Annotated in this window: 18 protein-coding genes and 1 pseudogene; 13 read left to right on the top strand and 6 right to left on the bottom strand. The window is 75.4% G+C overall.

Going from position 1 to position 22,955, the window contains the following annotated elements:
* Positions 1–80 precede the first annotated feature (80 nt).
* Positions 81–1,745, top strand: coding sequence for a choline dehydrogenase (gene betA / locus ACF08D_RS29590; protein ID WP_392226981.1), 1,665 nt, complete (start codon positions 81–83; stop codon positions 1,743–1,745).
* Here betA and ACF08D_RS29585 read toward each other — a convergent pair.
* The 4 genes from ACF08D_RS29585 to ACF08D_RS29570 all read right to left on the bottom strand — a co-directional run bounded on the left by ACF08D_RS29585 (position 1,742) and on the right by ACF08D_RS29570 (position 7,940).
* Positions 1,742–3,223 carry an FAD-dependent monooxygenase gene (locus tag ACF08D_RS29585; protein ID WP_392226979.1) on the bottom strand — a complete coding sequence of 494 codons (1,482 nt, stop codon included), beginning with the start codon at positions 3,221–3,223 and terminating at the stop codon, positions 1,742–1,744. The genes betA and ACF08D_RS29585 overlap by 4 nt on opposite strands.
* A 34-nt stretch (positions 3,224–3,257) precedes the next feature.
* Positions 3,258–5,414 carry an RNA polymerase recycling motor ATPase HelR gene (gene helR, locus ACF08D_RS29580; protein WP_392226977.1) on the bottom strand — a complete coding sequence of 719 codons (2,157 nt, stop codon included), beginning with the start codon at positions 5,412–5,414 and terminating at the stop codon, positions 3,258–3,260.
* Between the two features lie 64 nt (positions 5,415–5,478).
* Complete coding sequence (locus ACF08D_RS29575) at positions 5,479–6,714, bottom strand: glycosyltransferase (protein WP_392227106.1); 1,236 nt, start codon at positions 6,712–6,714, stop codon at positions 5,479–5,481.
* A gap of 158 nt (positions 6,715–6,872) precedes the next feature.
* Positions 6,873–7,940 carry a MerR family transcriptional regulator gene (locus tag ACF08D_RS29570; protein ID WP_392227104.1) on the bottom strand — a complete coding sequence of 356 codons (1,068 nt, stop codon included), beginning with the start codon at positions 7,938–7,940 and terminating at the stop codon, positions 6,873–6,875.
* Positions 7,941–8,071: 131 nt separating this feature from the next.
* On the opposite strand from ACF08D_RS29570, the gene ACF08D_RS29565 reads away from it, so the two are divergent.
* Complete coding sequence (locus ACF08D_RS29565) at positions 8,072–8,476, top strand: DUF6336 family protein (protein WP_392226975.1); 405 nt, start codon at positions 8,072–8,074, stop codon at positions 8,474–8,476.
* Positions 8,477–8,512: 36 nt separating this feature from the next.
* On the opposite strand, the gene ACF08D_RS29560 is transcribed toward ACF08D_RS29565, so the two are convergent.
* Complete coding sequence (locus ACF08D_RS29560) at positions 8,513–9,670, bottom strand: alpha/beta fold hydrolase (protein WP_392226974.1); 1,158 nt, start codon at positions 9,668–9,670, stop codon at positions 8,513–8,515.
* Positions 9,671–9,753: 83 nt separating this feature from the next.
* On the opposite strand from ACF08D_RS29560, the gene ACF08D_RS29555 reads away from it, so the two are divergent.
* The 4 genes from ACF08D_RS29555 (at position 9,754) to ACF08D_RS29540 (ending at position 13,091) form a co-directional block, all read left to right on the top strand.
* Positions 9,754–10,887, top strand: coding sequence for an ArsR family transcriptional regulator (locus ACF08D_RS29555; RefSeq protein WP_392226972.1), 1,134 nt, complete (start codon positions 9,754–9,756; stop codon positions 10,885–10,887).
* A 41-nt stretch (positions 10,888–10,928) separates the two neighbouring features.
* On the top strand, positions 10,929–12,029 hold the full coding sequence (locus tag ACF08D_RS29550; protein WP_392226970.1) for a TerC family protein: 1,101 nt from the start codon (positions 10,929–10,931) through the stop codon (positions 12,027–12,029).
* A gap of 46 nt (positions 12,030–12,075) precedes the next feature.
* Positions 12,076–12,285: a hypothetical protein gene (locus tag ACF08D_RS29545; RefSeq protein ID WP_392226968.1), complete on the top strand. Its 210-nt coding sequence runs from the start codon at positions 12,076–12,078 to the stop codon at positions 12,283–12,285.
* 71 nt (positions 12,286–12,356) lie between these two features.
* On the top strand, positions 12,357–13,091 hold the full coding sequence (locus ACF08D_RS29540; protein ID WP_392226966.1) for an adenosylcobinamide amidohydrolase: 735 nt from the start codon (positions 12,357–12,359) through the stop codon (positions 13,089–13,091).
* Between the two features lie 188 nt (positions 13,092–13,279).
* On the opposite strand, the pseudogene ACF08D_RS29535 reads toward ACF08D_RS29540, so the two are convergent.
* Positions 13,280–14,017, bottom strand: a pseudogene (locus tag ACF08D_RS29535) (DUF817 domain-containing protein); the annotation flags it as partial.
* A 128-nt stretch (positions 14,018–14,145) separates the two neighbouring features.
* Here ACF08D_RS29535 and ACF08D_RS29530 point away from each other — a divergent pair.
* From ACF08D_RS29530 to ACF08D_RS29500, 7 genes are all read left to right on the top strand, one after another.
* Positions 14,146–15,006 (top strand): ABC transporter ATP-binding protein, encoded by an 861-nt coding sequence (locus ACF08D_RS29530; RefSeq protein ID WP_392226964.1) that lies wholly within the window; start codon positions 14,146–14,148, stop codon positions 15,004–15,006.
* Positions 15,003–15,980, top strand: a complete 978-nt coding sequence (locus ACF08D_RS29525) for an ABC transporter substrate-binding protein (RefSeq protein WP_392226962.1) — start codon at positions 15,003–15,005, stop codon at positions 15,978–15,980. The genes ACF08D_RS29530 and ACF08D_RS29525 overlap by 4 nt, the downstream gene beginning before the upstream one ends.
* Before the next feature lie 4 nt (positions 15,981–15,984).
* Complete coding sequence (locus ACF08D_RS29520; protein ID WP_392226960.1) at positions 15,985–18,051, top strand: iron ABC transporter permease; 2,067 nt, start codon at positions 15,985–15,987, stop codon at positions 18,049–18,051.
* A 166-nt stretch (positions 18,052–18,217) separates the two neighbouring features.
* A complete protein-coding gene (locus ACF08D_RS29515; protein ID WP_392226958.1) occupies positions 18,218–19,090 on the top strand; it encodes a 2,3-dihydro-2,3-dihydroxybenzoate dehydrogenase in 873 nt (290 codons plus the stop codon).
* A gap of 161 nt (positions 19,091–19,251) precedes the next feature.
* Positions 19,252–20,457 (top strand): isochorismate synthase, encoded by a 1,206-nt coding sequence (locus tag ACF08D_RS29510; protein ID WP_392226956.1) that lies wholly within the window; start codon positions 19,252–19,254, stop codon positions 20,455–20,457.
* Positions 20,454–22,160 (top strand): (2,3-dihydroxybenzoyl)adenylate synthase, encoded by a 1,707-nt coding sequence (locus tag ACF08D_RS29505; RefSeq protein WP_392226955.1) that lies wholly within the window; start codon positions 20,454–20,456, stop codon positions 22,158–22,160. The genes ACF08D_RS29510 and ACF08D_RS29505 overlap by 4 nt, the downstream gene beginning before the upstream one ends.
* A 25-nt stretch (positions 22,161–22,185) precedes the next feature.
* Positions 22,186–22,818, top strand: a complete 633-nt coding sequence (locus ACF08D_RS29500; RefSeq protein ID WP_392226953.1) for an isochorismatase family protein — start codon at positions 22,186–22,188, stop codon at positions 22,816–22,818.
* Positions 22,819–22,955 lie beyond the last annotated feature (137 nt).

The raw sequence follows: 22,955 nt of genomic DNA, 5'->3' as shown, positions 1-22,955 counted from the left end.
CCCGCGCGCCGCCGCACGCCCGCCGCTTATGTTCGGCGCATGACGCCCGGACGGCGGAGCCGGCGAACCCGAGGAGCGGCATGAGCCAGGCGGAGTACGACTACATCATCGTCGGCGGCGGTTCCGCGGGCTGCGCCCTGGCCAACCGCCTCAGCGCCGACCCGGCCAACAAGGTGCTCGTCCTGGAGGCGGGCCGGCCGGACTACATCTGGGACATCTTCACCCACATGCCCGCCGCGCTGACCATGGTCATCGGCAACCCCCTCTACGACTGGTGCTACGAGTCCGAGCCGGAGCCCTACATGAACGGCCGGCGCGTCAGCCACGGCCGCGGCAGGCTCCTCGGCGGATCGAGCTCCATCAACGGGATGATCTTCCAGCGCGGCAACCCGCTGGACCTGGAGCGCTGGGCGGCCGACCCCGGCATGGAGAGCTGGGACTACGCCCACTGCCTGCCGTACTTCAAGCGCATGGAGCACTGCGCGGCCGGCGCCGACGAATGGCGCGGCCAGGGCGGGCCGCTGTGGCTGGAGCGCGGCCCCGCGACCAACCCGCTGTTCACGGCGTTCCTGGAGGCGAGCGAGGAGGCCGGGTACTCCCTGACCTCCGACGTCAACGGCTACCGGCAGGAGGGCTTCGCCCGGTTCGACCGCAACATCCGCAAGGGCCGGCGCTGGTCCGCCGCCCGCGCCTACCTGCACCCCGTGATGAAGCGGCCCAACCTCACCGTCCAGTGCTTCTCGCAGGTCGACCGCGTCCTGTTCCGCGGCAAGCGGGCGGTCGGCGTCGTCTACCGCCGGTACGGCAAGGCGTACCGCCGTGCCTTCGGCGGCGAGGTCATCCTCTGCGGCGGCGCCGTGAACACCCCGCAGCTCCTGCAGCTGTCCGGGATCGGCAACCCCGACGAACTGCGGCCGCTGGGCGTCGAGATGGTGCACGCGCTGCCCGGCGTCGGGGAGAACCTCCAGGACCACCTGGAGGTCTACGTCCAGCACGCCTGCAAGAAGCCGGTCTCGTTCAACCCCTCGCTCAAGTGGAGCCGGCGCCCCGGGATCGGCCTCCAGTGGCTGCTGTTCCGCAGCGGCCCGGCCGCCACCAACCACTTCGAGGCGGGCGGCTTCGTCCGCGGCAACGACGTGGTGGACTACCCCAACCTGATGTTCCACTTCCTGCCCATCGCGATCCGCTACGACGGCACCCAGGTGGACGCCGACCACGGCTACCAGGTGCACATCGGGCCCATGTACTCCGACGTCCGGGGCTCGGTGAAGATCACCTCCCGGGACCCGCGCGTCCACCCCGCGCTCCGGTTCAACTACCTCTCCACGCCCAACGACCGCAAGGAGTGGGTGGAGGCGATCCGCGTCGCCCGCGACATCCTGTCGCAGCCGGCCTTCGCCGAGTACGACGCGGGCGAACTCTCCCCGGGCCCCGCCGTGCAGACCGACGAGCAGATCCTCGACTGGGTGGCCCGCGACGCCGAGACCGCCTACCACCCCTCCTGCACCGCCCGCATGGGAGTCGACGAGATGTCCGTCCTGGACCCGGCCTCCATGCGCGTCCACGGGGTCGAGGGCCTGCGGGTGGTCGACGCCTCCGCGATGCCCTACCTCACCAACGGCAACATCTACGCCCCGGTGATGATGATGGCCGAGAAGGCCGCCGACCTCATCCTCGGCAACACCCCGCTCCCGCCCGCCACGGTCGGCTTCTACCGCCACCGCGACCAGGAGAGCGCCTCCTAGACCCCCTGCCGGGCGCGGCCGGCCCGCGCGCCGGGCCGGCCGGCGTCACGCGCGCGTGACGGTGCGCCGAACCACCGGGTCACGGCCGTGAGCAGGCCGGTGCCGTCCTCGCCGGTCCACACGATGTGGCCGTCCGGGCGCAGCAGCACCGCGGGGGCGGGCACCTCGTCGCCGCCGTCCACGACATGGTCGATCCGGTCCTCCCACCCCGGTACGGCGAGCCGGCCCGTGCGGTCGAGGAGCAGCCCGCGACCGGTGTGCGTCAGGTCGTAGAGGCGGCCCCGCTCCAGGGCGACGTCCGGCATCCGCCGGCCCAGCGGTTCCGCGGGGTCGCCGACGTCGTACCGTACGCCCAGCGCCGTGACGGCCTCGGTGAGGTGGCGGTTCACGTCCGGGAACTCCATCAGCTCCGCCAGCAGCCGCTGGAGGGCACGGGCCCTCGGGCCGGGCTGCAGCAGGGCCATCTGCGCCCGGGTGTTGTCCAGCACGCGCGCGGCCACCGGGTGGCGCTCGGCGTGGTACGTGTCCAGCAGGCCGTCCGGCGCCCAGCCGGCCACCTCGGCCGCCAGCTTCCACCCGAGGTTGAAGGCGTCCTGGAGCCCCAGGCTCAGCCCCTGCCCGCCGGTCGGCGGATGGATGTGCGCCGCGTCGCCCGCCAGCAGCACCCGGCCGGCGCGGTAGCGCTCCGCCTGCCGGGTCGCGTCGCCGAACCGGGACAGCCAGCGCGGTGAGCGCACCCCGAAGTCGTCGCCCGCGAGCGCCCGCAGCCGCCGCCGGAACTCGTCCAGGGACGGCGCCGCCGAGCGGTCCTCGGCCAGCCCCGCGGCCGGTACGAGAACCCGGTACACCCCCTCCCCGGTCGGCATGAAACCGAACAGCGGATGCGTCCTGCGGACCTCCTCCGACGCGGCCGCCAGCACCTCGGGCGACGCGGTGACCTCCATCTCGCCCAGCAGGATCTCCGTGCCGGCCGGCTCACCGGGGAAGCCGACCCCGGCCAGCCGGCGCACCGTGCTCCGGCCGCCGTCGCAGCCCACCAGGTAGCGGGAGCGCAGCCGGGCCCCGCCGGCCGACTCGGCGGTCACGCCCTCCTCGTCCTGGCTCAGCCCCACCAGCTCCCAGCCGCGCCGGACCTCCACGCCCAGCTCCACGGCCCGCTCGTGCAGCAGCCGTTCGACCACGGGCTGGTGCACCGCGACGCCGTAGGGGTGCGCGGTGTCCGTCCCCTCCGGCCACGGCGCGCTGACGCCGCCGAACAGACCGCCCACCGAGAACCGCTCCCCGACCGCCAGGAGCCGGTCGAGCAGCCCCCGCTGGGCCATCACCTCCACACTGCGCGCGTGGATGCCCAGCGCCCGTACGTCCCGGGTCGGCTCCGTCAGCCGCTCCAGCACCACCGTGCGCACGCCGTGCAGCCGCAGTTCGCAGGCCAGCATCAGACCGGTCGGCCCGCCACCGGCGATGATCACGTCATACATAAGGTTCCCCGTCTCTCTTCTCGCTCGTATGTGTTCAGTGGCTGGTGAGGACGGCGAGGCGCTGTGTCGCGCGGGTCATCGCCACATACCGGTCGACGGCCCCCTCGACGCCGCCGCCGAAGGCGTCCGGATCCACCAGCACCACCAGGTCGAACTCCAGGCCCTTGGCCAGGCCGGGGCTCAGCGACCGGACGCGGTGCGAGGACGGCCGGTACGACGGATGCCCGATCACGCACGCGACGCCCTCGGCGTGCGCGGCGAGCCAGTCGCCGAGGATCCGGTCCAGGTCGCCGAGCGGCCCGCGCACCACCGGGACCCCCGACGCGCGGACCGACACCGGGACGTTGGCGTCCGGCAGCGCCGCCCGGATCACCGGCTCGGCCTCCGCCATCACCTCCGCCGGGGTGCGGTAGTTGAGGGTCAGGGACGCCACCTCGACCCGCCCGAACCCGGCCCGCTCCAGCCGCTCCCGCCACGACTCGGTGAAGCCGTGCCGGGCCTGGGCCCGGTCCCCGACGACGGTGAAGCTCCGGGAGGGGCAGCGCGCCAGCAGCATCTGCCACTCGGCGTCGGTCAGTTCCTGCGCCTCGTCCACCACGATGTGCGCGAACGGACCGGCGAGGGGCTCGACTTGCGCGCCGGGCAGAGCGTCCCCGTCCACCAGACTGTCCCGCAGGTCCCGCCCGTGCAGCATCGTCACCGCGCCCTCGCCGTCGGCGTCCGCCTCCAGCAGGTCGTCGACGACCCGGGCCATCCGCGCGCGCTCGACGGCGGCCGACGCCTCCCGGCGCCGCGCCCGCGCGGACGCCCCCGCGTCACCCAGCCGCCGCCGCGCGGCGTCCAGGACGGGCAGATCCGCCACCGTCCACGCGGACGGGTCCGCGCGCCGCAGCCGCTCGACGTCCCCCGGGCCGAGCCACGGCGCGCACAGCCGCAGATACGCGGGCACCGTCCACAGGTCGCCGACCACGTCGGCCGCCTCCAGCAGCGGCCAGGCCCGGTGCAGCGCCTCCCGCAGCTCCCGGTCCCGCAGCAGCGCGGTCCGCAGCGACTCGCGGGGGACGTCCTCGTCGTGCCGGTCCATGAGGAGGTCGAACAGCGCCTCCTGGATCTGGTCGCGTGCCTCGTTGTGCGGGGTGCCCGGCTCCACGGCATCGAAGGCGGCCGCCCAGTCGGCGGCGTCCAGCCGCGCCCCGCCCCAGGGCGTCGTGACCGTCAAAGGCTCGGTGGGCGGCTCCTCGTAGAACCGGACGGCCTTCTCGACCGCCGCCACCATCCGGGCGGACGACTTCAGCCGCGCCGCCTCCGGGTCGGCCTCGGCCACCGCCGACGCGCCCTCGGGCACCAGGTCGCGCAGGGTGCAGGTGCGGACGCCGTCCTCACCGAGGCTCGGCAGCACATCGGCGACGTACCCCAGGTACGGCTCGTGCGGGCCGACGAACAGCACCGCCCCGCCGCGCCGGCCGAGGCGGGGGTCGGAGTGCAGCAGGTACGCGGAGCGGTGCAGGGCGACGACGGTCTTGCCGGTGCCCGGACCCCCGTCGACCACCAGAGCACCGCGCGAACCCGCCCTGATGATCGCGTCCTGGTCGGCCTGGATCGTGCCGAGCACGTCCCGCATCCGGCCCGAACGGCCCTCGCCCAGACCGGCGAGGAACGCCGACTGGTCGTCGAGCGCGGCGTGCCCGTCGAGCCCGCCCGGGGTGAACACCTCGTCCCAGTAGTCACCGATCCGCCCGCCGCGCCACCGGTACCGGCGGCGGCTCGCCAGGCCCATCGGCCGGGCGTGGGTCGCCCCGAAGAACGGCTCGGCCGCCGGGGAACGCCAGTCGACCAGCAGCCGGCGCCCCTCGGCGTCGGTGAGCCCGAGCCGCCCCACGTACACCGGCTCGGAACCGTCCTCGCCGACCATGCGCCCCAGGCACAGGTCCAGCCCGAAGCGGCGCAGGGTCCGCAGCCGGGCGGTCAGCCGGTGGATCTCGGCATCCCGGTCCATGCCCTGGCGGCCGAGGCCGCCGGGCGCCCTGCGGGTGGCGTCCAGCAGGTCGGTCAGCTCGGCGACCGAGCGGTCCAGGCACTCCGCGACGGCCGCGAAGTGCCGCTCGTCGGCGGCGATCAGCGCCGGATCGGCCTTCGCCGAGAGAGCGGCGGGCAGGTCGAACGCGCTGCCGGCCGACTGGGTACGAGGCATGACGGACTCCGATCCGGCGCGGGTTACGCGCAAGGAAGATCTTGGGTGGGGGAGGGGCAGGTGCTCAGCGGGCGGCCGGACGGGCCCCGCCGTCCGCGAGGGCGAGCAGCCGCCGCGCGGCCACCGCCGCTCCGTCGGTACGGACCAGGCGGGCGACGGCCGCCGCGCGCTCACGCGTCTCCGGCGCCAGGGCCGTGGTGAGCGCCGCGGACAGGGACGCCCCGGTCGGGACGGGGCCGTCGTGCGCCGCGCCGATGCCGAGGGCGGCCACCCGGCCCGCCCAGTACGGCTGGTCGGCCGCCTGGGCGACGACCACCTGGGGCGCACCGGCCCGGGCGGCGGTCGTGGTGGTGCCGGCGCCCCCGTGGTGCACGACCGCGGCCACCCTGCGGAACAGCGCCCGGTGGTCGGCCTCGCCGACGACATGGCAGTCGTCCCGGTCGTCCACCGCGTCCAGGGCGGCCCAGCCGCGGGCGACGAGCACCCGGTGGCCCAGCGCCCGGACCGTCTCGACCGCCACCCGGGCCGCGTCGGGCGCGGCGTGCAGCGGCATGCTCCCGAAGCCCACGTACACCGGTGGCGCCCCGGCGTCCAGGAACTCCACCAGATCGGCCGGGAGCGGGCGTTCACCGTGCGGGAGCCAGGCACCGGTCTGTACGACGCCGTACTCCGGGACGTCCCGCCAGGGGTCCAGGACGGGGTCGGTCGCCAGCCACGGACGGTCGCCCACGACGTAGTCGCGGACACCCTCCACCGGGGCCAGCCCCGCGTCCGCCCGGTGCCCGTTGAGCGCCGCGCCGAACAACTCGTCCACGGTGCGGGCGTCCAGCTCCCACAGGGCGCGGTGGTCGGTCACCTCCGGCGGGAACGGCCGGCCGGGGTACGCCAGCGGCGCCCGGTGCGGCGACGGCAGGGTCAGCTGCTGGAAGGTCACCGACACGGTGGGGACGCCCAGTTTCTCGGCCACCGAGAGCGCGCCCGCCGCCGCGGGCAGCATGCCGGTGGCCACCAGCAGGTCGCCGCCCTCCGCCGCTTCCGCCACGGCCTCGAACTGCCCGCCGATCAGCCGGGCCGCCCGCTCCGGCAGCGACGACGGCCCCGGCACGGCCGTCGTCAGCGCCCGCGCCGACAGCCCGACCGGCACCAGCGGTACGCCGTTCGCGGCGAGCCGCTCGGCGAACTCCTCGTCCGGCGGCGCGCACATCCGTACCCCGGCGCCCAGCCGGCGCAGCTCCGCCGCCAGGTTCACCAGCGGCTCGACGTCCCCACGCGACCCGTACGTCGACAGCACCACACGCACCACTTGTGACTCCCCGTTTTCGCAGATCCCCGAGCTGAGATCGGCAATTCTGCGCCGCCAGGGGGGCCTTGCGGCAAGACCCCCTGTCTGCTATACGTTGAGAGTGGCAAGGAGCGCGGGCTCCTTGCTTTTTTGCGTGGTGGGGTGCCGACAGGCTCTCAGGCGCCGTCCGGTTCGGGCAGCGCGACGGGCATGGCGAGGGTGGTGAGGTCGCCCCGGTCGGCCGAGCGCACCGTCACCGGACGGTCGGGGCCCCGCAGGTCGAGCAGCACATCGGGGCCGACGGCCGTGCTGGCCGCCGGATAGAGCGTGGTCAGGGAGAACCCGACCGTGAGGGCGTCCCCGGTGACGGCGGCCGGAAGGCCGGTCCCACCGCCGGGTTCCCGCCGGCCCCCGGCCGGGAGGACGTGGACGCCCCGGGAGCCGAACCGCAGGGCGATCCGCTCGCCGGGGTGGTCCTCCAGGGCGCGCAGGAGCGCCTCCTTGCGCACGGTCGCCCGGGTCGTGGCCTCCGGCAGTGAGCCGAGCACCGCCCGGTGGTCGGGGAACTCCTCGGCCAGCACCCGGCAGTACGGGTCCTCGCGGTCCGGCAGGCGCAGCCACACCCCGTGCGGTGTCGCCTCCAGCCGTACGCGCGCGCTGCGGCGCACCTCGGGGGCCGCCGCCCGCAGGTCGTCCCCGTGGAGGGTGGCCGCCCAGGCGGAGGTGACGGAAGTGTCCGGCACGAGGGTGCGGGTGGACAGCCGGTAGCGGTCGGTGGCGGTCAGGGTGACGGCCTCCGGGGCGACCTCGACGCGCAGGCCCGCCAGCACCGGAAGGCCCGGTTCCGTGGCGGTCGCGGTGAGGACCTGCTCGACCGCGTCGGCCAGGACGGGGCCCTTCAGGACGGCCACCGGCACCGGCGACGCGCCGGTGAGCGCCGCGGTGACGGCCGCGGCCGTCCGCCGGGCGCCGGCGGCCTCCCCGAGGACCCGGGCGACGTGCGCGTCGACGAGGCGGGACGCCTCGCCGGGTGCGGCGTCGAGGACCTCGGCGACGGCGGTGAGGGGCATACCGATCTCGCGGAGCCCCCGCAGCGCGGCGGCGCGCGGGACCTGGGCCTCGCGGTAGTGGCGGTAGCCCGTCACCGGGTCGGTCTCGGCGGGGCGGAGCAGCCCGGAGTCGGCGTAGAACCGCAGGGCGCTCGGGGTCAGCCCGCTGCGGCGGGCGAAGGTACCGATGGGCATCAGCCCGGTGGGCGGGGTGGGTTCGGCGGAGGTCACCCGGCCATCCTCGGCCTTCGAGCAACTCGAAGGTCAAGCCCGGGAGGCCGGAGGCGGTCGGAGCGGGGCCGGACGGCTGGACTACCGTGCCGCACATGCACAGCGAGGCAGAGATCGTCCGGCCCCTGCTCCGGCTCCGGGACGTCGCCGCGCGCGGCGCGCTCTACGGCCTGGCCGCCGTACCCCTCCTCGGGGCCGGCGCCCTGTTCGTCGGCGACCACCACGACCGGATGACGTTCCTCGCCGTCGTGGGCGGGTTCTCCGCGTCCCTGGCGGCCTTCGGGATCGTGATCGGCCTGTTCTTCTGGTGGGCCTGCGGGGGCGACATCCGCCGCTGCCGCGACTGGCGCACGGTCAGGAGCCAGAGCGCGTCCGTCACCGTCGCGGCCCCGGTCCTGCTACGGCTCGGGGTGCTGGCCCTGGTGCTGTTCCCCGGCGCCTTCGGGCTCTACCACCTGGTGGACGCCGCCGGGTACGACAGCCGGCTGTACGGCGGCTGAGCCCCCCGGCGCGTGCGCGGCGCCCGCCCGGTTCCCTCAGCGCGGCAGGTGACGGGCGAAGAAGGACCGTACGAGCGCGCGGACGGCCGGCACGGTGACGCCCGGATCCGCCGGGCCGACCATCTCCGCCCGCCCCGCTGCCGTCATCAGGCCGGCCGTCTGGAACTGCGGGACCAGGGCCGCGTAGTCGGTGAACACCCAGTGCGAGGTGGAGCCGAGTTGCCGGCGGGCGACCGGCCCGCCGTGCGCGAGGAGCGCCGCCCACGACCGGTCCAGCCGGGCGTCGCGGTAGCCGTCGGTGCCCGCCAGCAGCAGGGGCCGGTCCGTGCCCTCCCGCGCCACCGGGAACAGCGCGCCGTCCACGTGGTCGAGATACCCCTCCAGGTTGACCGCCGCCGCGAACCGCCGGTCCTCGAAGAGGGCCTGGGCGACCGCGGTGCCGCCCGCCGAGTGCCCGTAGAGCCCGGCCCGCCGGACCCCGAGGGCGTCCAGGACGAAGCGGAGGTCGGCCACCCGGGTCTCGATCATGGTGCGGAAGGTCGCGGTGTCGATGACGGGGCCCAGCGAGGTCGTCCGGACGCGCGGACGGCCCGGCCGCTCGCCGGGCAGCTCCACCTCGCTCGTGTCGCCGGGATGGTCGACCGTCACGACGGTCCAGCCGTGCGACGCGAGGTCGGTCGCCAGGGACGTGCCCATGGTGCGGGCGTCACCGCCGCCGGGGCTGTAGAGCAGGACGGGGCGCCGGCCGGGCAGTGGGCGGGCCCCCACGCGCGCGTGGGCCAGGGTGGCCGCCCAGTCGACCCCGGCGGCCGGCAGCCACGGGCGGATGCGCGGGCCCAGCTCCGCGAACGTCTCGGCGGCCAGGGGCGTCAGGTGCGGCAGGCGCGGGAGGCGCCGCCCGGGGACGGCCGGCCGCAGCACGGTGACCATCAGCTCACGGGCGCCGGCCGCGGGCTCCCACGGGTCCGGGCGGGACCGGTCGACGAGGTGCAGGACCCGGGCGCCGACCGGGTACGGGCCGGTCGGCGCGGGCAGCAGCGGGACGGTGGCCCCCGCCCGCCCCGCGGAACCGGGCACTCCGGAGGCCGCGGCGGAGCCGGGAGCGGCGTGGGCGAGGAGCAGGGCGGCGGCGCCGGCCAGGCCGCCCCGGACGACGGAGCGCCGGCCGGGGCCGGAAGCGTACGAATCGATCATGCAGGCATGCTGGGTCCCGGGGGCGCGCCGGGGCGATCTGTTCGGCGAGGCCCGAAAGGCCGGTGCGGAACGGGGGAGTGTGCATGCTGCGGATCCACTTCACGGCGGACGACCTCGCCCTCGTACGGTTCGCGCCCCGGCCCTCGCCCCTGCCGGAGCTGCACGCCGCGCTGATGGCGCTGGCCGCCCCGGGAGCGGACCTCCTCACCGGGCAGTGGCGCGCCCGGCTGCTGCGGGGCCTGCCCCGCGCGGCCGGGCCGCTCGCCGACCTCGTACCGGACGGGACGCCGCCCGCCTTCCTGGACGTCCTCGGCGACACCCTGGACGAGGGGCTCGCCCTGATCGCGGAGGCCCGCCCCGAGGCCGTGCGGTCCGGGATCGAGCGGGTCTACGCGCGGCGCCCCGCGCCCCCGTGGATCCGGGCCTTGCACGGCGGGGAGGCCGGGGCGCTGCGGACCCTGGAGCGGGCGCAGCGGGCGGCCCACGCGCATGTCCTCGCACCGGTCTGGCCCCTCGTCCAGGACCTGCACCGGGCGGAGTTCACCCGCCACGCCCTCGCCGTCGCCGAGCGGGGCGTCGGTGCCGCGCTGACCGGCCTGGTGCCCGGGTCGCGGCTGGCCGGAGGCGTCTGGGAGTGGCCCGCACCGGACGGTACGGGCCGGGCGGACGGTGCGGGTGCCACGGACGGTACGGGCCGGGCGGGCGGTACGGGCGGGGTGGCCGGTCAGGGCCGGGCAGACGGTACGGGCGGCCCGGGCGCGGCCGGCGTGCGGGAGATCCGGCTCGGCGGGCGCGGGCTGGTCCTGCGGCCCACCTTCCACTGGCGCCACGGACCGCTCGTCCAGGACCTGCCCGGCCGCCCGGTGGCGCTCGCCCTCCCGGTGGGCCGGGGCGTGCCGCCCGTACCGGACCAGGACCCCGGCGCGGGCGGCGAACCGCTCGCGGGGGTCCTGGGGCGCACGCGCCTGGCGCTGCTGCGCTCCCTCGACGAGGGCGGCGCCACCACCACCGGGCTGGCGCGCCGCCTCGGGGTCGGCGCCGCCACGGCCTCCGCCCACGCCTCGGCGCTGCGGGCCGCCGGACTGCTCACCACCACGCGCGCGGGCCGCTCGGTGCGCCACGCACCCACGCCCTTGGCGCTGCTGCTGCTGGGCGGCGGCCCGGCCGGGGAGGGGCGCGCGGACGACAGGGGAGCGGCCGTGGGCGAGACTTTCTGAAAGGAGACATTTCCGGCCCCACCCGTAGGAGGGGGTCTTCCGTGCTCGACGTGCCGTTCTGGCTGTGGGCGGTGTTCGCCGTCATCGTCGTCGTGTCCCTGGCGGTGGACCTGCTGGCCCACCGGCGCGCCCATGTCATCGGCTTCAAGGAGGCGGCGGCGTGGAGCGGGGTCTGGGTGGGCCTCGCGCTGGTCTTCGCCGTGGTCGTCTTCGTGGTGCTGGGCACCGCGCCGGGGGTCGAGTACACCACGGCGTGGCTGCTGGAGAAGAGTCTGTCGGTCGACAACCTCTTCGTCTTCGCGCTGATCTTCGCCTACTTCCGGGTGCCCCGCGCCTATCAGCACCGGGTGCTGTTCTTCGGCGTCATGGGGGCGCTGATCTTCCGCGGCATCTTCCTGGCGGCCGGTGTGGCGGTCGTCAGCCGGTTCACCGCGGTGCTGTTCGCCTTCGCGGCCGTGCTCTTCTACAGCACGTACAAGATCCTCAAGGGGGAGGAGGAGAGCTTCGACCCGGGCCGCAGCTTCGCCGTGCGGCTGCTGCGCAAGATCATGCCGGTGCGGGACGAGTACGCGGGGATGAAGTTCTTCGTCAAGGAGGCCGGGAAACGGGTCGCCACCCCGCTGCTGGCCGTGGTGGCCGCGATCGAGGCCGCCGACCTGATCTTCGCGGTGGACAGCGTCCCGGCCGTCCTCGCCGTCAGCGACGACGCGTTCATCGTCTACACCAGCAACGCCTTCGCCATCCTGGGCCTGCGGGCGCTGTACTTCCTGCTCGCCGGGCTGCTCGACCGCTTCCACTACCTGAGCAAGGGGCTGGCGCTGATCCTGTCCTTCATCGGACTGAAGCTGATCCTCCAGGCCAGCCACGAGATCTTCAGCCCCAGCGTGCCGGAGATCCCCTCGCCGGTGAGCCTGGCGGTGATCGTGGTGGTGCTGGCGGTGTCGGTGATCCTCAGCATCCGGCGGCCGCCCCGGCACGCGGGCGAGGCGGCGGGGCCGGAGAGCGGGTCGTCACCGGACGGCGGGTCGTCACCGGGCAACGGGTCGTCGTCGCCGCCCGGCAACGGTTCGCCGCCCGGCAACGGTTCGCCGCCGGGCAACGGGTCGTCGTCGCCGCCCGGCGACGGGGGCGGCCCCCGGTGAGTACAGTTTTGGTCGCCTTTAGCAGGTTTTGACCTATTCTTGGGGCATGAGCAGAGACGAGCATGAGACGGCGCGACAGGCCGGACATCTCTGCCCCGCCTGCCGCACTCCGGTGACCGAACACATCGAGCGGCACAAGACCATGGGCGTCTATGTGCCGCTGTGGAAGACCGATTCCTGCCACAACCCCGAGTGCCCGTCGTACGAACCGGCCGAGGGCGAACACCGGCACCGCAGGCACACGGTCGACGGCTGAGCCTTCCGGCCCACCGCCCGGGTGCCACCGCGTAGGATCACCGGGTCCGCGCCCACGAGGAGCCCCGCCCGGTGACCGCCACCGTCCCCCCGCCCCGGCACGCCACCGGCCCGCTGCCGGTGCTCCGGCTGACCCGCGACGAGGACGGTGAGCGGCTGGGCGCCCTGTTGTGGCGCGCGGGCCCCGGCTGGCGGATGGTCAGCAGCGCGGTGCTCGGCGGCGGGATCGGTGCCCGCTCCTGGGTGCTCAACGCCCAGGTCTCGCACGGCTACCGGCGCACCGACCCGGACCGGCACCTCGCCCAATTGGCCGCGGGCGCCGGGCTGCGGGGAGCCGGTGTGGGCCTGATGACCGCCGCCGACGTCGCGCGCCACGGCCGGGGCCACGACGGCGGCGTCGGCGCGTTCGCCACCGCGGGCCTCGGGGTACGCGGCTGGGCCGCCGCCCCCGTACCCGGGACCGCCGGGCCGGGGCGGCCGGGCACCGTCAACATCGTGGCCGCCGTACCGGTGGCGCTGACCGACGCCGCCCTGGTCAACGCGGTGGCCACCGCCACCGAGGCCAAGGTGCAGGCGCTGCTCGACGCCGGGTACGACTGCTCGGGCACCCCCACGGACGCCGTGTGCGTCGCGGCCCGCGCGCCCGGGGACGGCGAGGGGGAGGTCCACGCCTTCGCCGGGCCCCGCTCGCTGTGGGGCGCCCGCCTGGCCCGCGCCGTGCACGCCGCCGTCCACGCCTCGGCCCGCGCCGCCGGAGAGCGCCCGGACTACCCGGACTACCCGGACTACCCGGCCGCCCGCGACTGACCTCCCGTACCGGTGCGCCCACCGCCGGCCCGGCCCGGCGGAACCGGCTCCCGGTCCGAGTCCGGCTCCTGGCCCGGCGGAACCGGCTCCCGGCCCGGGTCCGGCTCCCGGCCCGGCGGAACCGGCTCCCCGCCCGGGGCCGCCGCCGGGGCGGGCCGCCCGGTCCCGGCCTCCCAGGCCAGCCGCTCCGCCAGGACGAACGTGACGCCGATCAGCAGCGCCCACGCGCCGAACTTGGCGAGCGCCACCGGCTCCCACCCATCGAGCTGGTGCGGGTAGCTCCATGCGCCCACGAAGGTCGCCGCGTTCTCGGCCACCCACAGGAAGAAGCCGATCAGGACGAAGGCGACCGCGAGCGGCATGCGGTACCGGCTCCGGCCCACCGCGAAGCCCACCCACGTCCCGGCGGTCACCGCCACCATGGCGACGGCCAGCGGCCACCGCAGGTCCGGCAGCCAGTGGTGGGTGAAGAAGTTGACGTAGACCGCCGCCGCGACCACGGCCGTCGCGGCACGGCGGTACCCGGTCAGCCGCAGGTCGAACAGGCGCCGGGCGCGGCAGACGTACGAGGCCACCGCCGCGTACAGGAAGCCGCCGTACAGCGGCACCCCGGCGACCTTGGTCAGCGCCTCCTCGGGGTAACTCCACGACCCCAGCCGCACCTTGACCAGCTCGAACAGCAGCCCCACCGCATGGCACGCCACGACGACCAGGGTGTCCCGCCGGGACTCCCACCCCAGCAGCCCGGCCGCGGCCGTCAGCAGCACGCCGTACACCAGCACCAGGTCGTAGCGGGCGACCGGGAGCTCCGGCAGCAGCCGCGACGCCGCGATCCCGCCGAGCAGCGCCACCGCGAAGGCGCAGCACCGCACCTGGAGCAGCGTGAACCGGCCGAGCTGGGCCAGGGCGGCGAGAAGGGTACGCATACCGGAGAGGACGGCGGCGGAGCGGCGGCGGTTCGTCCGGTGGCCGCGCGAACATGGCGGAAAAGTGCCTTGCGCTCGTCCCGGGACCCCGGGGATGCAAGATCGTAAGGTTAGGCTAACCTTTGCCCGTGCATCCAGGTGAAGAGTCCCCCGAGGCCGGCCGCGCCCGCGGCCACGAACTGTCGGCCACCGGTGTGACCGTGGCGTACGACGGCGTCGACGTCGTCCACGACGCGTCGGTGACGCTGCGGCCCGGCGAGGTCACCGTCCTGGTGGGCCCCAACGGCAGCGGCAAGTCGACGCTGCTGCGGACGATCGCACGGCTGCAGCGCCCCAGGACCGCCACGCTCACCCTCGACGGCGGCACCGACGCGCTCGCCCTGAGCCCCCGTGAGTTCTCCCGCCGCGTCGCGCTGCTGACCCAGGGCCGGCCCACGCCCAGCGGGCTGACCGTGCGGGACGTGGTCGAGTTCGGCCGCTACCCCTACCGGGGGCGCTGGGGCAGGACCGACCCGGACGGCCCGGCGGCCGTGGACCGGGCGCTCGCCCTGACGGGCGTCACCGGCCTCGCCGACCGGGGGGCCGAGCACCTCTCCGGCGGGCAGCTCCAGCGCGTCTGGCTGGCCGGCTGCCTCGCCCAGGAGACCGGAGTGCTGCTCCTCGACGAGCCGACCACCTACCTCGACCTGCGCTACCAGGTCGAACTCCTCGACCTGATGCGCGACCTGGCGGACGACCACGGGATCGCCGTGGGCGCCGTCCTGCACGACCTCGACCAGGCCGCCGCCGTGGCCGACCGGATCGTCCTGCTCCACGAGGGCCGGATCGTCGCCGACGGCGACCCGGCCGCCGTCCTCACCGCCGAGCGGCTGACCGGCACGTACGGCATCCGCATCGACGTCGATACCGACCCCCTGACCGGACGGCTGCGCACCCGCGCGATCGGCCGGCACCACTCGCGAACCGAAAGGCTCAGCACCCCGTCATGAGACGCCTCCTCCTCACCGCGGCCGCCGCCACCGCCGCGGCCCTCACCCTGTCCGCCTGCGGGACCACCGAGCCCGCCGCCGACGACACCGCGAAGTCCGCCGAGCGCATCACGCTCACCGACGCCTCGGGCGTCAAGGTGCAGCTCGACGGCCCCGCCAAGAAGGTCGTGGGCACCGAGTGGAACGTCGTCGAGAGCCTGATCTCGCTCGGCGTCGACCCGGTCGGCGTCGCCGACGTCAAGGGCTACAAGACCTGGGACACCGCCGTCCCGCTGAAGAACGAGCCCAAGGACATCGGCACCCGCGGCGAGCCGAGCATGGACACCATCGCGTCGCTGAAGCCGGACCTCATCGTCGCCACCACCGACCTGCCCCCGGCCGCCGTCAAGCAGCTCCGCGAGGTCGCCCCCGTCCTCAACGTCCGGGCCGCCGACGCCGCCGACCCGATCGGCCGGATGACCGGCAACCTGGACCTCATCGCCAGGGCCACCGGCACCACCGAGCGGTCCGCCGCCCTCAAGAAGGGCTTCGAGGCCAAGATCGCCGAGGGGAAGAAGGCCCTCGCCGGCGCCGGCCTCGCGGGCGCCCGGTACGCCTTCGCCGACGGCTACGTCGTCTCCAACCAGGTGACGATCCGGCCCTTCACCAGCGGCTCCCTCATCGGCGCCGTCAACGAGCGGCTGGGCCTGAAGAACGCCTGGACCGTCAAGGGCGACGCGAGCTACGGCCTCGGCTCCACCGACGTCGAGGGGCTCACGAAGCTGGGCGACGTCCACTTCGCCCACATCGGCAACGACGGCGACAAGAGCAGCACCCCCTTCACCGGCGTCCTCGCCAAGGACAAGGTGTGGACCTCGCTGCCGTTCGTGAAGAAGGGCAACGTGCACCGGCTGCCCGACGGCATCTGGATGTTCGGCGGGCCCGAGTCGATGAACGCGTACATCGACCAGGTCGTCACCGCCCTGACGAAGTAACCCCATGGCCGTCACCGCACCCACGTCCGCCACCCGTTCACCGGCGGCCGCGTCCTTCGCGGGCGCGGCCGCGGTGACGGCCGCACTGGTCTTCCTCGTCGCCGTCCTCGCGGCCGTGGACATCACCCAGGGCACGGCCTCGGTCGGCGCCCCGGAGGTCTGGAAGGCGCTCACCGGCCGGGCCGACCCGTCCGACGCGTCCGTCGTCGTCGCCTCCCGGCTGCCGAGGATGGCGGCCGGACTGCTCGTCGGCGCCCTGCTCGGGGTCGCCGGCGCCGCCCTCCAGGCGGTCAGCCGCAACGTCCTCGCCAGCCCCGACACCCTCGCCGTCAACGCCGGTTCGTACGCCGCCCTGGGCATCGCCGCGGCCACCGGCGTCTCGCTGCCGCTGCTGGCCTCCTCCGGTGTCGCGTTCGCCGGCGGGCTCGCGGCGGCGGCGGTCGTCCTCGGCCTGTCCGGGCTGGGCACCGGCACCGTCCGGCTCGTCCTCGCGGGCAGCGCGCTCACCCTGGGGCTCACCGCCGTCACCGAGGGGATGCTGCTGCTCTTCCCCGAGGAGACACAGGGCCTCTACCGGTGGAACCAGGGCGGCATCGCGCAGAGCGGCTTCGACGGGATCGTCCGGATGGCGCCCCTCGGCCTGGTGGGCCTCGTCGGGCTGCTGCTCCTCGCCCGCCGGGTCGACGCCCTCGCCCTCGGCGACGACGCGGCGCGCGGCCTGGGCGTACCGGTGCGCGCCACCCGGGTCACCGCCGTGGTGCTCGCCGCGCTGCTCTCCACGGCCGCCGTCACTCTCGCCGGGCCCATCGGCTTCATCGGCCTGTGCGCCCCCGCCCTGCTGCGCGGACTGGCGCGCCAGATCCGCGCGTTCACCCGGACCCGGGCCGCCCTGCCCGCCGCCGGGCTCATCGGCGCCGCCCTGGTGATCGGCTCCGACGTGCTGCTGCGCGCCGTCGTCCCGGCCGACACGGCGGTCGCCGTGCCGACCGGTGTGGTCACCAGCCTCGTGGGCGCGGTCTTCCTGATCGTCCTCGCGGTACGGCTGAAGGACACCACCGGGGCCACCGCGCCCGACCGGCTGCGGCTGCGCAGCAGGACCGCCTTCCTCACGACCACGGCCGTGCTCGTCGCCGTGCTGGCCGGGGTGACCGTCGCGGCCGTCCTGCTCGGCGACAGCAAACTGCTGCTGGGCGACGTGGCGAACTGGCTCCAGGGGAGGGCCGGGCGGGCGACCGCCTTCGTCCTCGACACCCGGGTGCCCCGGGTCGCCGCCGCCCTCCTCGCCGGCGCGGCGCTCGGCCTGGCGGGCACCCTCGTCCAGGCCGTCACCCGCAACCCGCTCGCCGAACCGGCCGTCCTCGGAGTGTCCGGCGGCGCCGCCCTCGGCGCCGTCCTCCTGGTGACGACCGTCCCGATGGCCGGCACCTGGGGCGTGGCGGGTGCCGCCTTCGGGGGCGCCGCGCTCAGCTCCGTGCTGGTCTTCGGGCTCGCGGCACGGGGCGGCTTCCAGCAGAACCGGCTGGTCCTCGTCGGGTTCGGCGTCGCCACCGGGACGTCCGCGCTGATCAGCCTGCTCATCATCCTCACCGACCCGTTCAACGCCACCAAGGCGCTCACCTGGCTGTCCGGCTCCACCTACGGGCGCACCTGGCCCGATGTGCTGCCCCTGGCGGTGGTGCTCGCCGCCGGCCTGGCCGCCGCCATGGCGTGCCGCACCGAGCTGGACCTGGTGTCGCTGGACGAGGACACCCCCCGGCTGCTGGGCATCCGGCTGGGGCGGGGGCGCCTGGGCTTCCTGTCCCTCGGCGTACTGCTCAGCGCCACGGCCGTGGCCGCCGCCGGGACGATCGGCTTCGTGGGGCTCGTCGCGCCGCACGCGGCGCGGGCGCTGGTGGGGCGTCAGCACGCGCGCGTGGTGCCGGTCGCGGTGCTCCTGGGGGCCGTACTCGTCTGCGCCGCCGATCTGGTGGGCCGCACGGTGATCGCCCCGGCCCAGCTCGGCGCGGGCATGATGACCGCCGTGATCGGGACGCCCTACTTCCTCTACCTGCTGGTGCGCAGCCGCCGTTAGCCCCGGGGCGGGGCGCCGCGGGTGCGCCGGGCCGGCGGGCCGGCGGGCCGCCCCGCCGAACGTCCGTGCGGCTCACCGGTGTCGGACACCTCCATGGCTTGATAAGGTTAGCCTTACCTAAACAGCCAGGGGGGAGAGCCCCTGCACGGAAAGGGGGGTCGCAGGCATGTCCGACGCCATAGCCGGCGCGTACACGTCCCCGGCCGAGCGAAGATCCGGAGACGCGTACGCGACCCCGGACGCGCCCGGGCTGCTGGCCGGCCGCCGCGCGCTGGTCACCGGGGCCGGCCAGGGGATCGGCGCCGCCGTCGCGCGGGCGCTCGCCGCCCAGGGCGCCCATGTGGCGGCCACCGACCACCGCGCCGAGGGCGTGGAGGCCCTCGCGGCCGGATGGCCGGACGCCACCGCCCGGCCGGACAAGGCCGGTGACATCACCCCGTACGTCATGGACGTCACCGACGCCACCGCCGTCCGGGACGTCGTGAACACCGCCGCCACCCGGCACGGCCCCCTGGACGTCCTCGTCAATGTGGCGGGCATCCTGCGCCCCGGCCCGGCGGCCGAACTCACCGACGCCGACTGGGCGGACACCTTCGCCGTGAACACCACCGGCGTCTTCCACACCGCCCGCGCCGTCGCCCCCGGCATGGCCGCCCGCGGCCGCGGCAGCATCGTCACGGTCGGCTCCAACGCGGCCGGAGTGCCCCGCGTCCACATGGGCGCCTACGCCGCGTCCAAGGCCGCCGCCGCCATGTACACCAAGTGCCTGGGCCTGGAGCTGGCCCGCAGCGGCGTACGGTGCAACGTCGTCGCCCCCGGCTCCACCGACACCGCCATGCAGCGCGCGCTGTGGCAGGACCCCGACGCCCCCCGCCGGGTCGTCGACGGCGACCCCGCCACGTACCGCACCGGCATCCCGCTCGGCCGCATCGCCGAACCGTCGGACATCGCCGAAGCGGTCCTCTTCCTGGCGTCGGACCTCGCCCGCCACATCACCCTGCAGGAGCTGTACGTCGACGGCGGCGCCACCCTCCGCTGAACACCCGCCCCGCGGGGCGCCCCCTTCCGGGCGCCCCGCGGGCGCGCGCCCGTCCGCGCACCGCACCCCGCGCACGCACGCCACACCCCCGCGCACCCCACCCCGTACCCGCACCGCACACCCGCGCCCGCAGCCGGTCGTGCGAGAAACGGAGCCCCACCGTGTCGACGGCACCCCAGGTCGCCGCAGTCCGCACGCTCGCCGAACCGGCCCACCCGGCCGTGGGCGTCGCCACCGCCCTGCTCGACTCCTACGTCCCCGGCGCCCGGTTCCTCGCCACCCCGACGCGCACGCTCCTCGGCCGGGGCGTCCACGCCGAAGTGCCGCACGACGACCGGCCGGTGACCCGGCGGGTGGCGGCCACCCTGGCGGCGGCCCGCGCGGCCGGCCACGCCTCGCCGCTGGTCATCGGCGCCGTACCGTTCGCACCCGACGCGCCCGCGGCCCTCGCCGTACCCGCGACCCTGCACACCGCGCCGCCCCTCACCGCCGACCCGCTGGCCTCCCTGCCCGCGGACCCGCCGGCGCCCAATGAACTGACGGTGCATCAGGAGCCGGCGCCCGAGGACTACGCCAAGGCCGTGGCCGCGGCCGTGGACCGCATGTGGCAGGGCGAGTTCAGCAAGGTCGTCCTCGCCCGCACCCTCCGCGTCGAGGCCGCCCGGCCCTTCGACCTCCCGGCGATGCTTCAGCGGCTCGCCCGCCGCGACCCGTCCGGCTACACCTTCGCCCTGCCCACCGGACCCGGCCGCACCCTCCTCGGCGCCAGCCCCGAACTGCTGGTCTCCCGGCACGGCAACCGCGTCGTCGCCAACCCCCTGGCCGGCTCCGTGCCCCGCCACCCCGACCTCGCCGAGGACGTACGCCGCGCCGCCGCCCTCCTGGACTCCGCCAAGGACCTCTACGAACACGCCGTCGTCGTCAACGCCGTCGAAGAGGGACTCGCCCGCCACTGCGCCGACCTGATCGTCCCCGCCCGCCCCACCCTCGTGCGCACCGCCACCATGTGGCACCTCTCCACCACCGTCACCGGCACCCTGCGCTCCCCGGACACCACCGCCCTCGACCTCGCCAGCGCCCTCCAGCCCACCCCGGCCGTGTGCGGCACCCCCACCGAGACCGCCCGCCGCGTCATCCGGGAGAGCGAGCCCGTCGACCGCGGCTTCTACACCGGCATGGTCGGCTGGGGCGACGCCGACGGCGACGGCGAATGGGTCGTCACCATCCGCTGCGCCGAGGCCACCGGAGACTCGCTGCGCCTGTACGCCGGCGCCGGCGTCGTGGCCGCCTCCGACCCCGAGGCGGAGACCGCCGAGACCGCCGCCAAGTTCCGTACCTTCCTCAGCGCGGTGGGAGCCCAGCTGTGACCGTCCACCCCACCCCCACCTGGCCCGCCGACACCGCCGAGCGCTACCGCGCCGCCGGGTACTGGCGCGGCGAGACCTTCGGCGCCATGCTCCGCGACCGCGCCGCCGCGCACCCGGACCGGGTGGCGATCGTCGACCCCGGCACCGCCGGCACGGAGCCCCGCCGCTGGACCTACGCCGAACTCGACACCCGCGCCGACCGGCTCGCCGCCGGACTGCTCGCCCGCGGCATCGGCAAGGGCGACCGGGTCGTCGTCCAGCTGCCCAACACCGCCGAGTTCTTCGAAGTGATCTTCGCCCTGTTCCGGATCGGCGCGCTGCCGGTCTTCGCCCTGCCCGCGCACCGCGAGACGGAGATCCGCTACTTCTGCGCCTTCACCGAGGCCGCCGCCTATGTCGTCGCCGGTGAACACGGCGGCTACGACTACCGCACACTGGCCGCCGCCGTCCGCGCCGACGTCCCCACCCTCCGGCACGTGTTCGTCACGGGCCCGGACGCCGGGGAGTTCGAGCCGCTCGCCGACGTGCCCGCCGACCCCGTCCCGCTCGACGGACCCGGCCCCGGTGACCTGGCCTTCCTCCAGCTCTCCGGCGGCAGCACCGGCGTCCCCAAGCTCATCCCGCGCACCCACGACGACTACATCTACTCGCTGCGCGGCTCCAACGAACTGTGCGCGGTGGACGAGAACAGCGTCTACCTGTGCGTCCTGCCCGCCGCGCACAACTTCCCGCTCTCCTCGCCCGGCACGCTCGGCGCCCTGTACGCCGGCGCCCGCGTCGTGCTCTGCCCGCAGCCCAGCCCCGAGACGGCGTTCGCACTGATCGAGCGCGAGGGCGTCACCATCACCGGGCTCGTCCCGCCGCTCGCCCTGGTCTGGACGGAGGCCGCCGCGCGCACCGCGCACGACCTCAGCAGCCTGGACGTCCTGCTGGTGGGCGGCGCCAAGTTCAGCGAGCAGGCCGCCCGGCGCGTCCGCCCCGCCCTGGGCTGCACCCTCCAGCAGGTGTTCGGCATGGCCGAGGGCCTGGTCAACTACACGCGCCTGGACGACCCCGAGGAGACCATCGTCACCACCCAGGGCCGGCCCATCTCGCCCGACGACGAGATCCGGGTCGTCGACGACGAGGACCGGGACCTGCCCGTGGGCGCCACCGGGCACCTCCTCACCCGCGGCCCGTACACCATCCGCGGCTACTGGAACGCGCCCGAGCACAACGCCCGCGCCTTCACCGAGGACGGCTTCTACCGCACCGGCGACATCGTCCGCCTCACCGGGACCGGCCACCTCGTCGTGGAGGGGCGCGCCAAGGACCAGATCAACCGGGGCGGGGAGAAGATCGCCGCCGAGGAGGTGGAGAACCACATCCTGGCCCACCCCGCCGTGCACGACGCCAACGTGGTCGGCGAGCCCGACCCGTACCTCGGCGAACGCACCTGCGCCTATGTCATCCTGCGGGCCGGTGCCGTGCCGCTGAAGCCGGTGGCCGTCAAGCGGTTCGTCCGCGACCGCGGCCTGGCCGCCTACAAGGTGCCCGACCGGGTGGAGTTCGTCACCGAGTTCCCGCAGACCGGAGTCGGGAAGATCTCCAAGAAGGCCCTCCGCCAGGCGGCCGGGACCACCGGCCCCGACACCCCCGCGGGCTCACCCGCCCCTGCCGCACCCTCCGCCCCCGCCGCACCCTCCGCCCCTTCCGACAGCTGAACGAACCGGACGAGACTCCTCCACCATGGCCCTGCCCAAGATCACCCCGTACCCGATGCCCGCCCCCGCCGACCTGCCCGCCAACCGGGTCGACTGGAAGGCGGACCCCGACCGCGCGGTCCTGCTCGTGCACGACCTCCAGAACTACTTCCTCTCCGCCTACGACACCCAGGCGTCCCCCGTCCCCGAGCTGCTCGGCAACGTGGCCGCCCTCAGGAAGCGGGCCGCCGCCCTCGGCATCCCCGTCCTCTACACCGCCCAGCCGGGCGGCCAGACCCCGGAGGAGCGCGGCCTCCAGCAGGACTTCTGGGGACCCGGGCTGCCCGCCGACCCGGCGGCCGAGGCCATCGCCGACGCCGTGGCCCCCGGCCCCGGGGACACCGTGCTCACCAAGTGGAAGTACAGCGGCTTCGTCCGCACCGACCTCGCCGAGCGGCTCGCCGCCCTGGGCCGGGACCAGCTGATCCTCACCGGCGTCTACGCCCACATCGGGGTCCTGATGACCGCCTGCGACGCGTGGATGCGGGACGTCCGGGCCTTCGTCGTCGCCGACGCCGTGGCGGACTTCTCCGCCGAGGAGCACGCCATGGCCCTGCGCTGGGCCGCCGGCCGGTGCGCGGTCGTCACCACCACCGACACCGTGCTCGACGGGATCTGACATCGATCCGGGCCCGGGACCAATCCGGACCGGGCCCGGCTCCGAAGTACGGGTGTGAAGCGATGGAAAGCCCGTCCCACCGCGCCGGGCGACCGCCGGCCGAGCGGCCTCCGGCGCAGCACACCTCACACCAAGGA

This window comes from Streptomyces sp. NPDC015131, assembly GCF_043079975.1.
In the GTDB taxonomy this organism is placed as follows: domain Bacteria; phylum Actinomycetota; class Actinomycetes; order Streptomycetales; family Streptomycetaceae; genus Streptomyces.
The sequence above is the reverse complement of the archived record's forward strand: the minus strand, read 5'-3'. Positions and strand labels throughout refer to the sequence as shown.

Excerpts from the sequence above, each read along its gene's own strand:
- betA (WP_392226981.1), top strand. The coding sequence starts at position 81 with ATGAGCCAGGCGGAGTACGACTACATCATCGTCGGCGGCGGTTCCGCG.
- ACF08D_RS29585 (WP_392226979.1), bottom strand. The coding sequence starts at position 3,223 with ATGTATGACGTGATCATCGCCGGTGGCGGGCCGACCGGTCTGATGCTG.
- helR (WP_392226977.1), bottom strand. The coding sequence starts at position 5,414 with ATGCCTCGTACCCAGTCGGCCGGCAGCGCGTTCGACCTGCCCGCCGCT.
- ACF08D_RS29570 (WP_392227104.1), bottom strand. The coding sequence starts at position 7,940 with ATGCCCATCGGTACCTTCGCCCGCCGCAGCGGGCTGACCCCGAGCGCC.
- ACF08D_RS29565 (WP_392226975.1), top strand. The coding sequence starts at position 8,072 with ATGCACAGCGAGGCAGAGATCGTCCGGCCCCTGCTCCGGCTCCGGGAC.
- ACF08D_RS29560 (WP_392226974.1), bottom strand. The coding sequence starts at position 9,670 with ATGATCGATTCGTACGCTTCCGGCCCCGGCCGGCGCTCCGTCGTCCGG.
- ACF08D_RS29555 (WP_392226972.1), top strand. The coding sequence starts at position 9,754 with ATGCTGCGGATCCACTTCACGGCGGACGACCTCGCCCTCGTACGGTTC.
- ACF08D_RS29545 (WP_392226968.1), top strand. The coding sequence starts at position 12,076 with ATGAGCAGAGACGAGCATGAGACGGCGCGACAGGCCGGACATCTCTGC.
- ACF08D_RS29525 (WP_392226962.1), top strand. The coding sequence starts at position 15,003 with ATGAGACGCCTCCTCCTCACCGCGGCCGCCGCCACCGCCGCGGCCCTC.
- ACF08D_RS29520 (WP_392226960.1), top strand. The coding sequence starts at position 15,985 with ATGGCCGTCACCGCACCCACGTCCGCCACCCGTTCACCGGCGGCCGCG.
- ACF08D_RS29515 (WP_392226958.1), top strand. The coding sequence starts at position 18,218 with ATGTCCGACGCCATAGCCGGCGCGTACACGTCCCCGGCCGAGCGAAGA.
- ACF08D_RS29500 (WP_392226953.1), top strand. The coding sequence starts at position 22,186 with ATGGCCCTGCCCAAGATCACCCCGTACCCGATGCCCGCCCCCGCCGAC.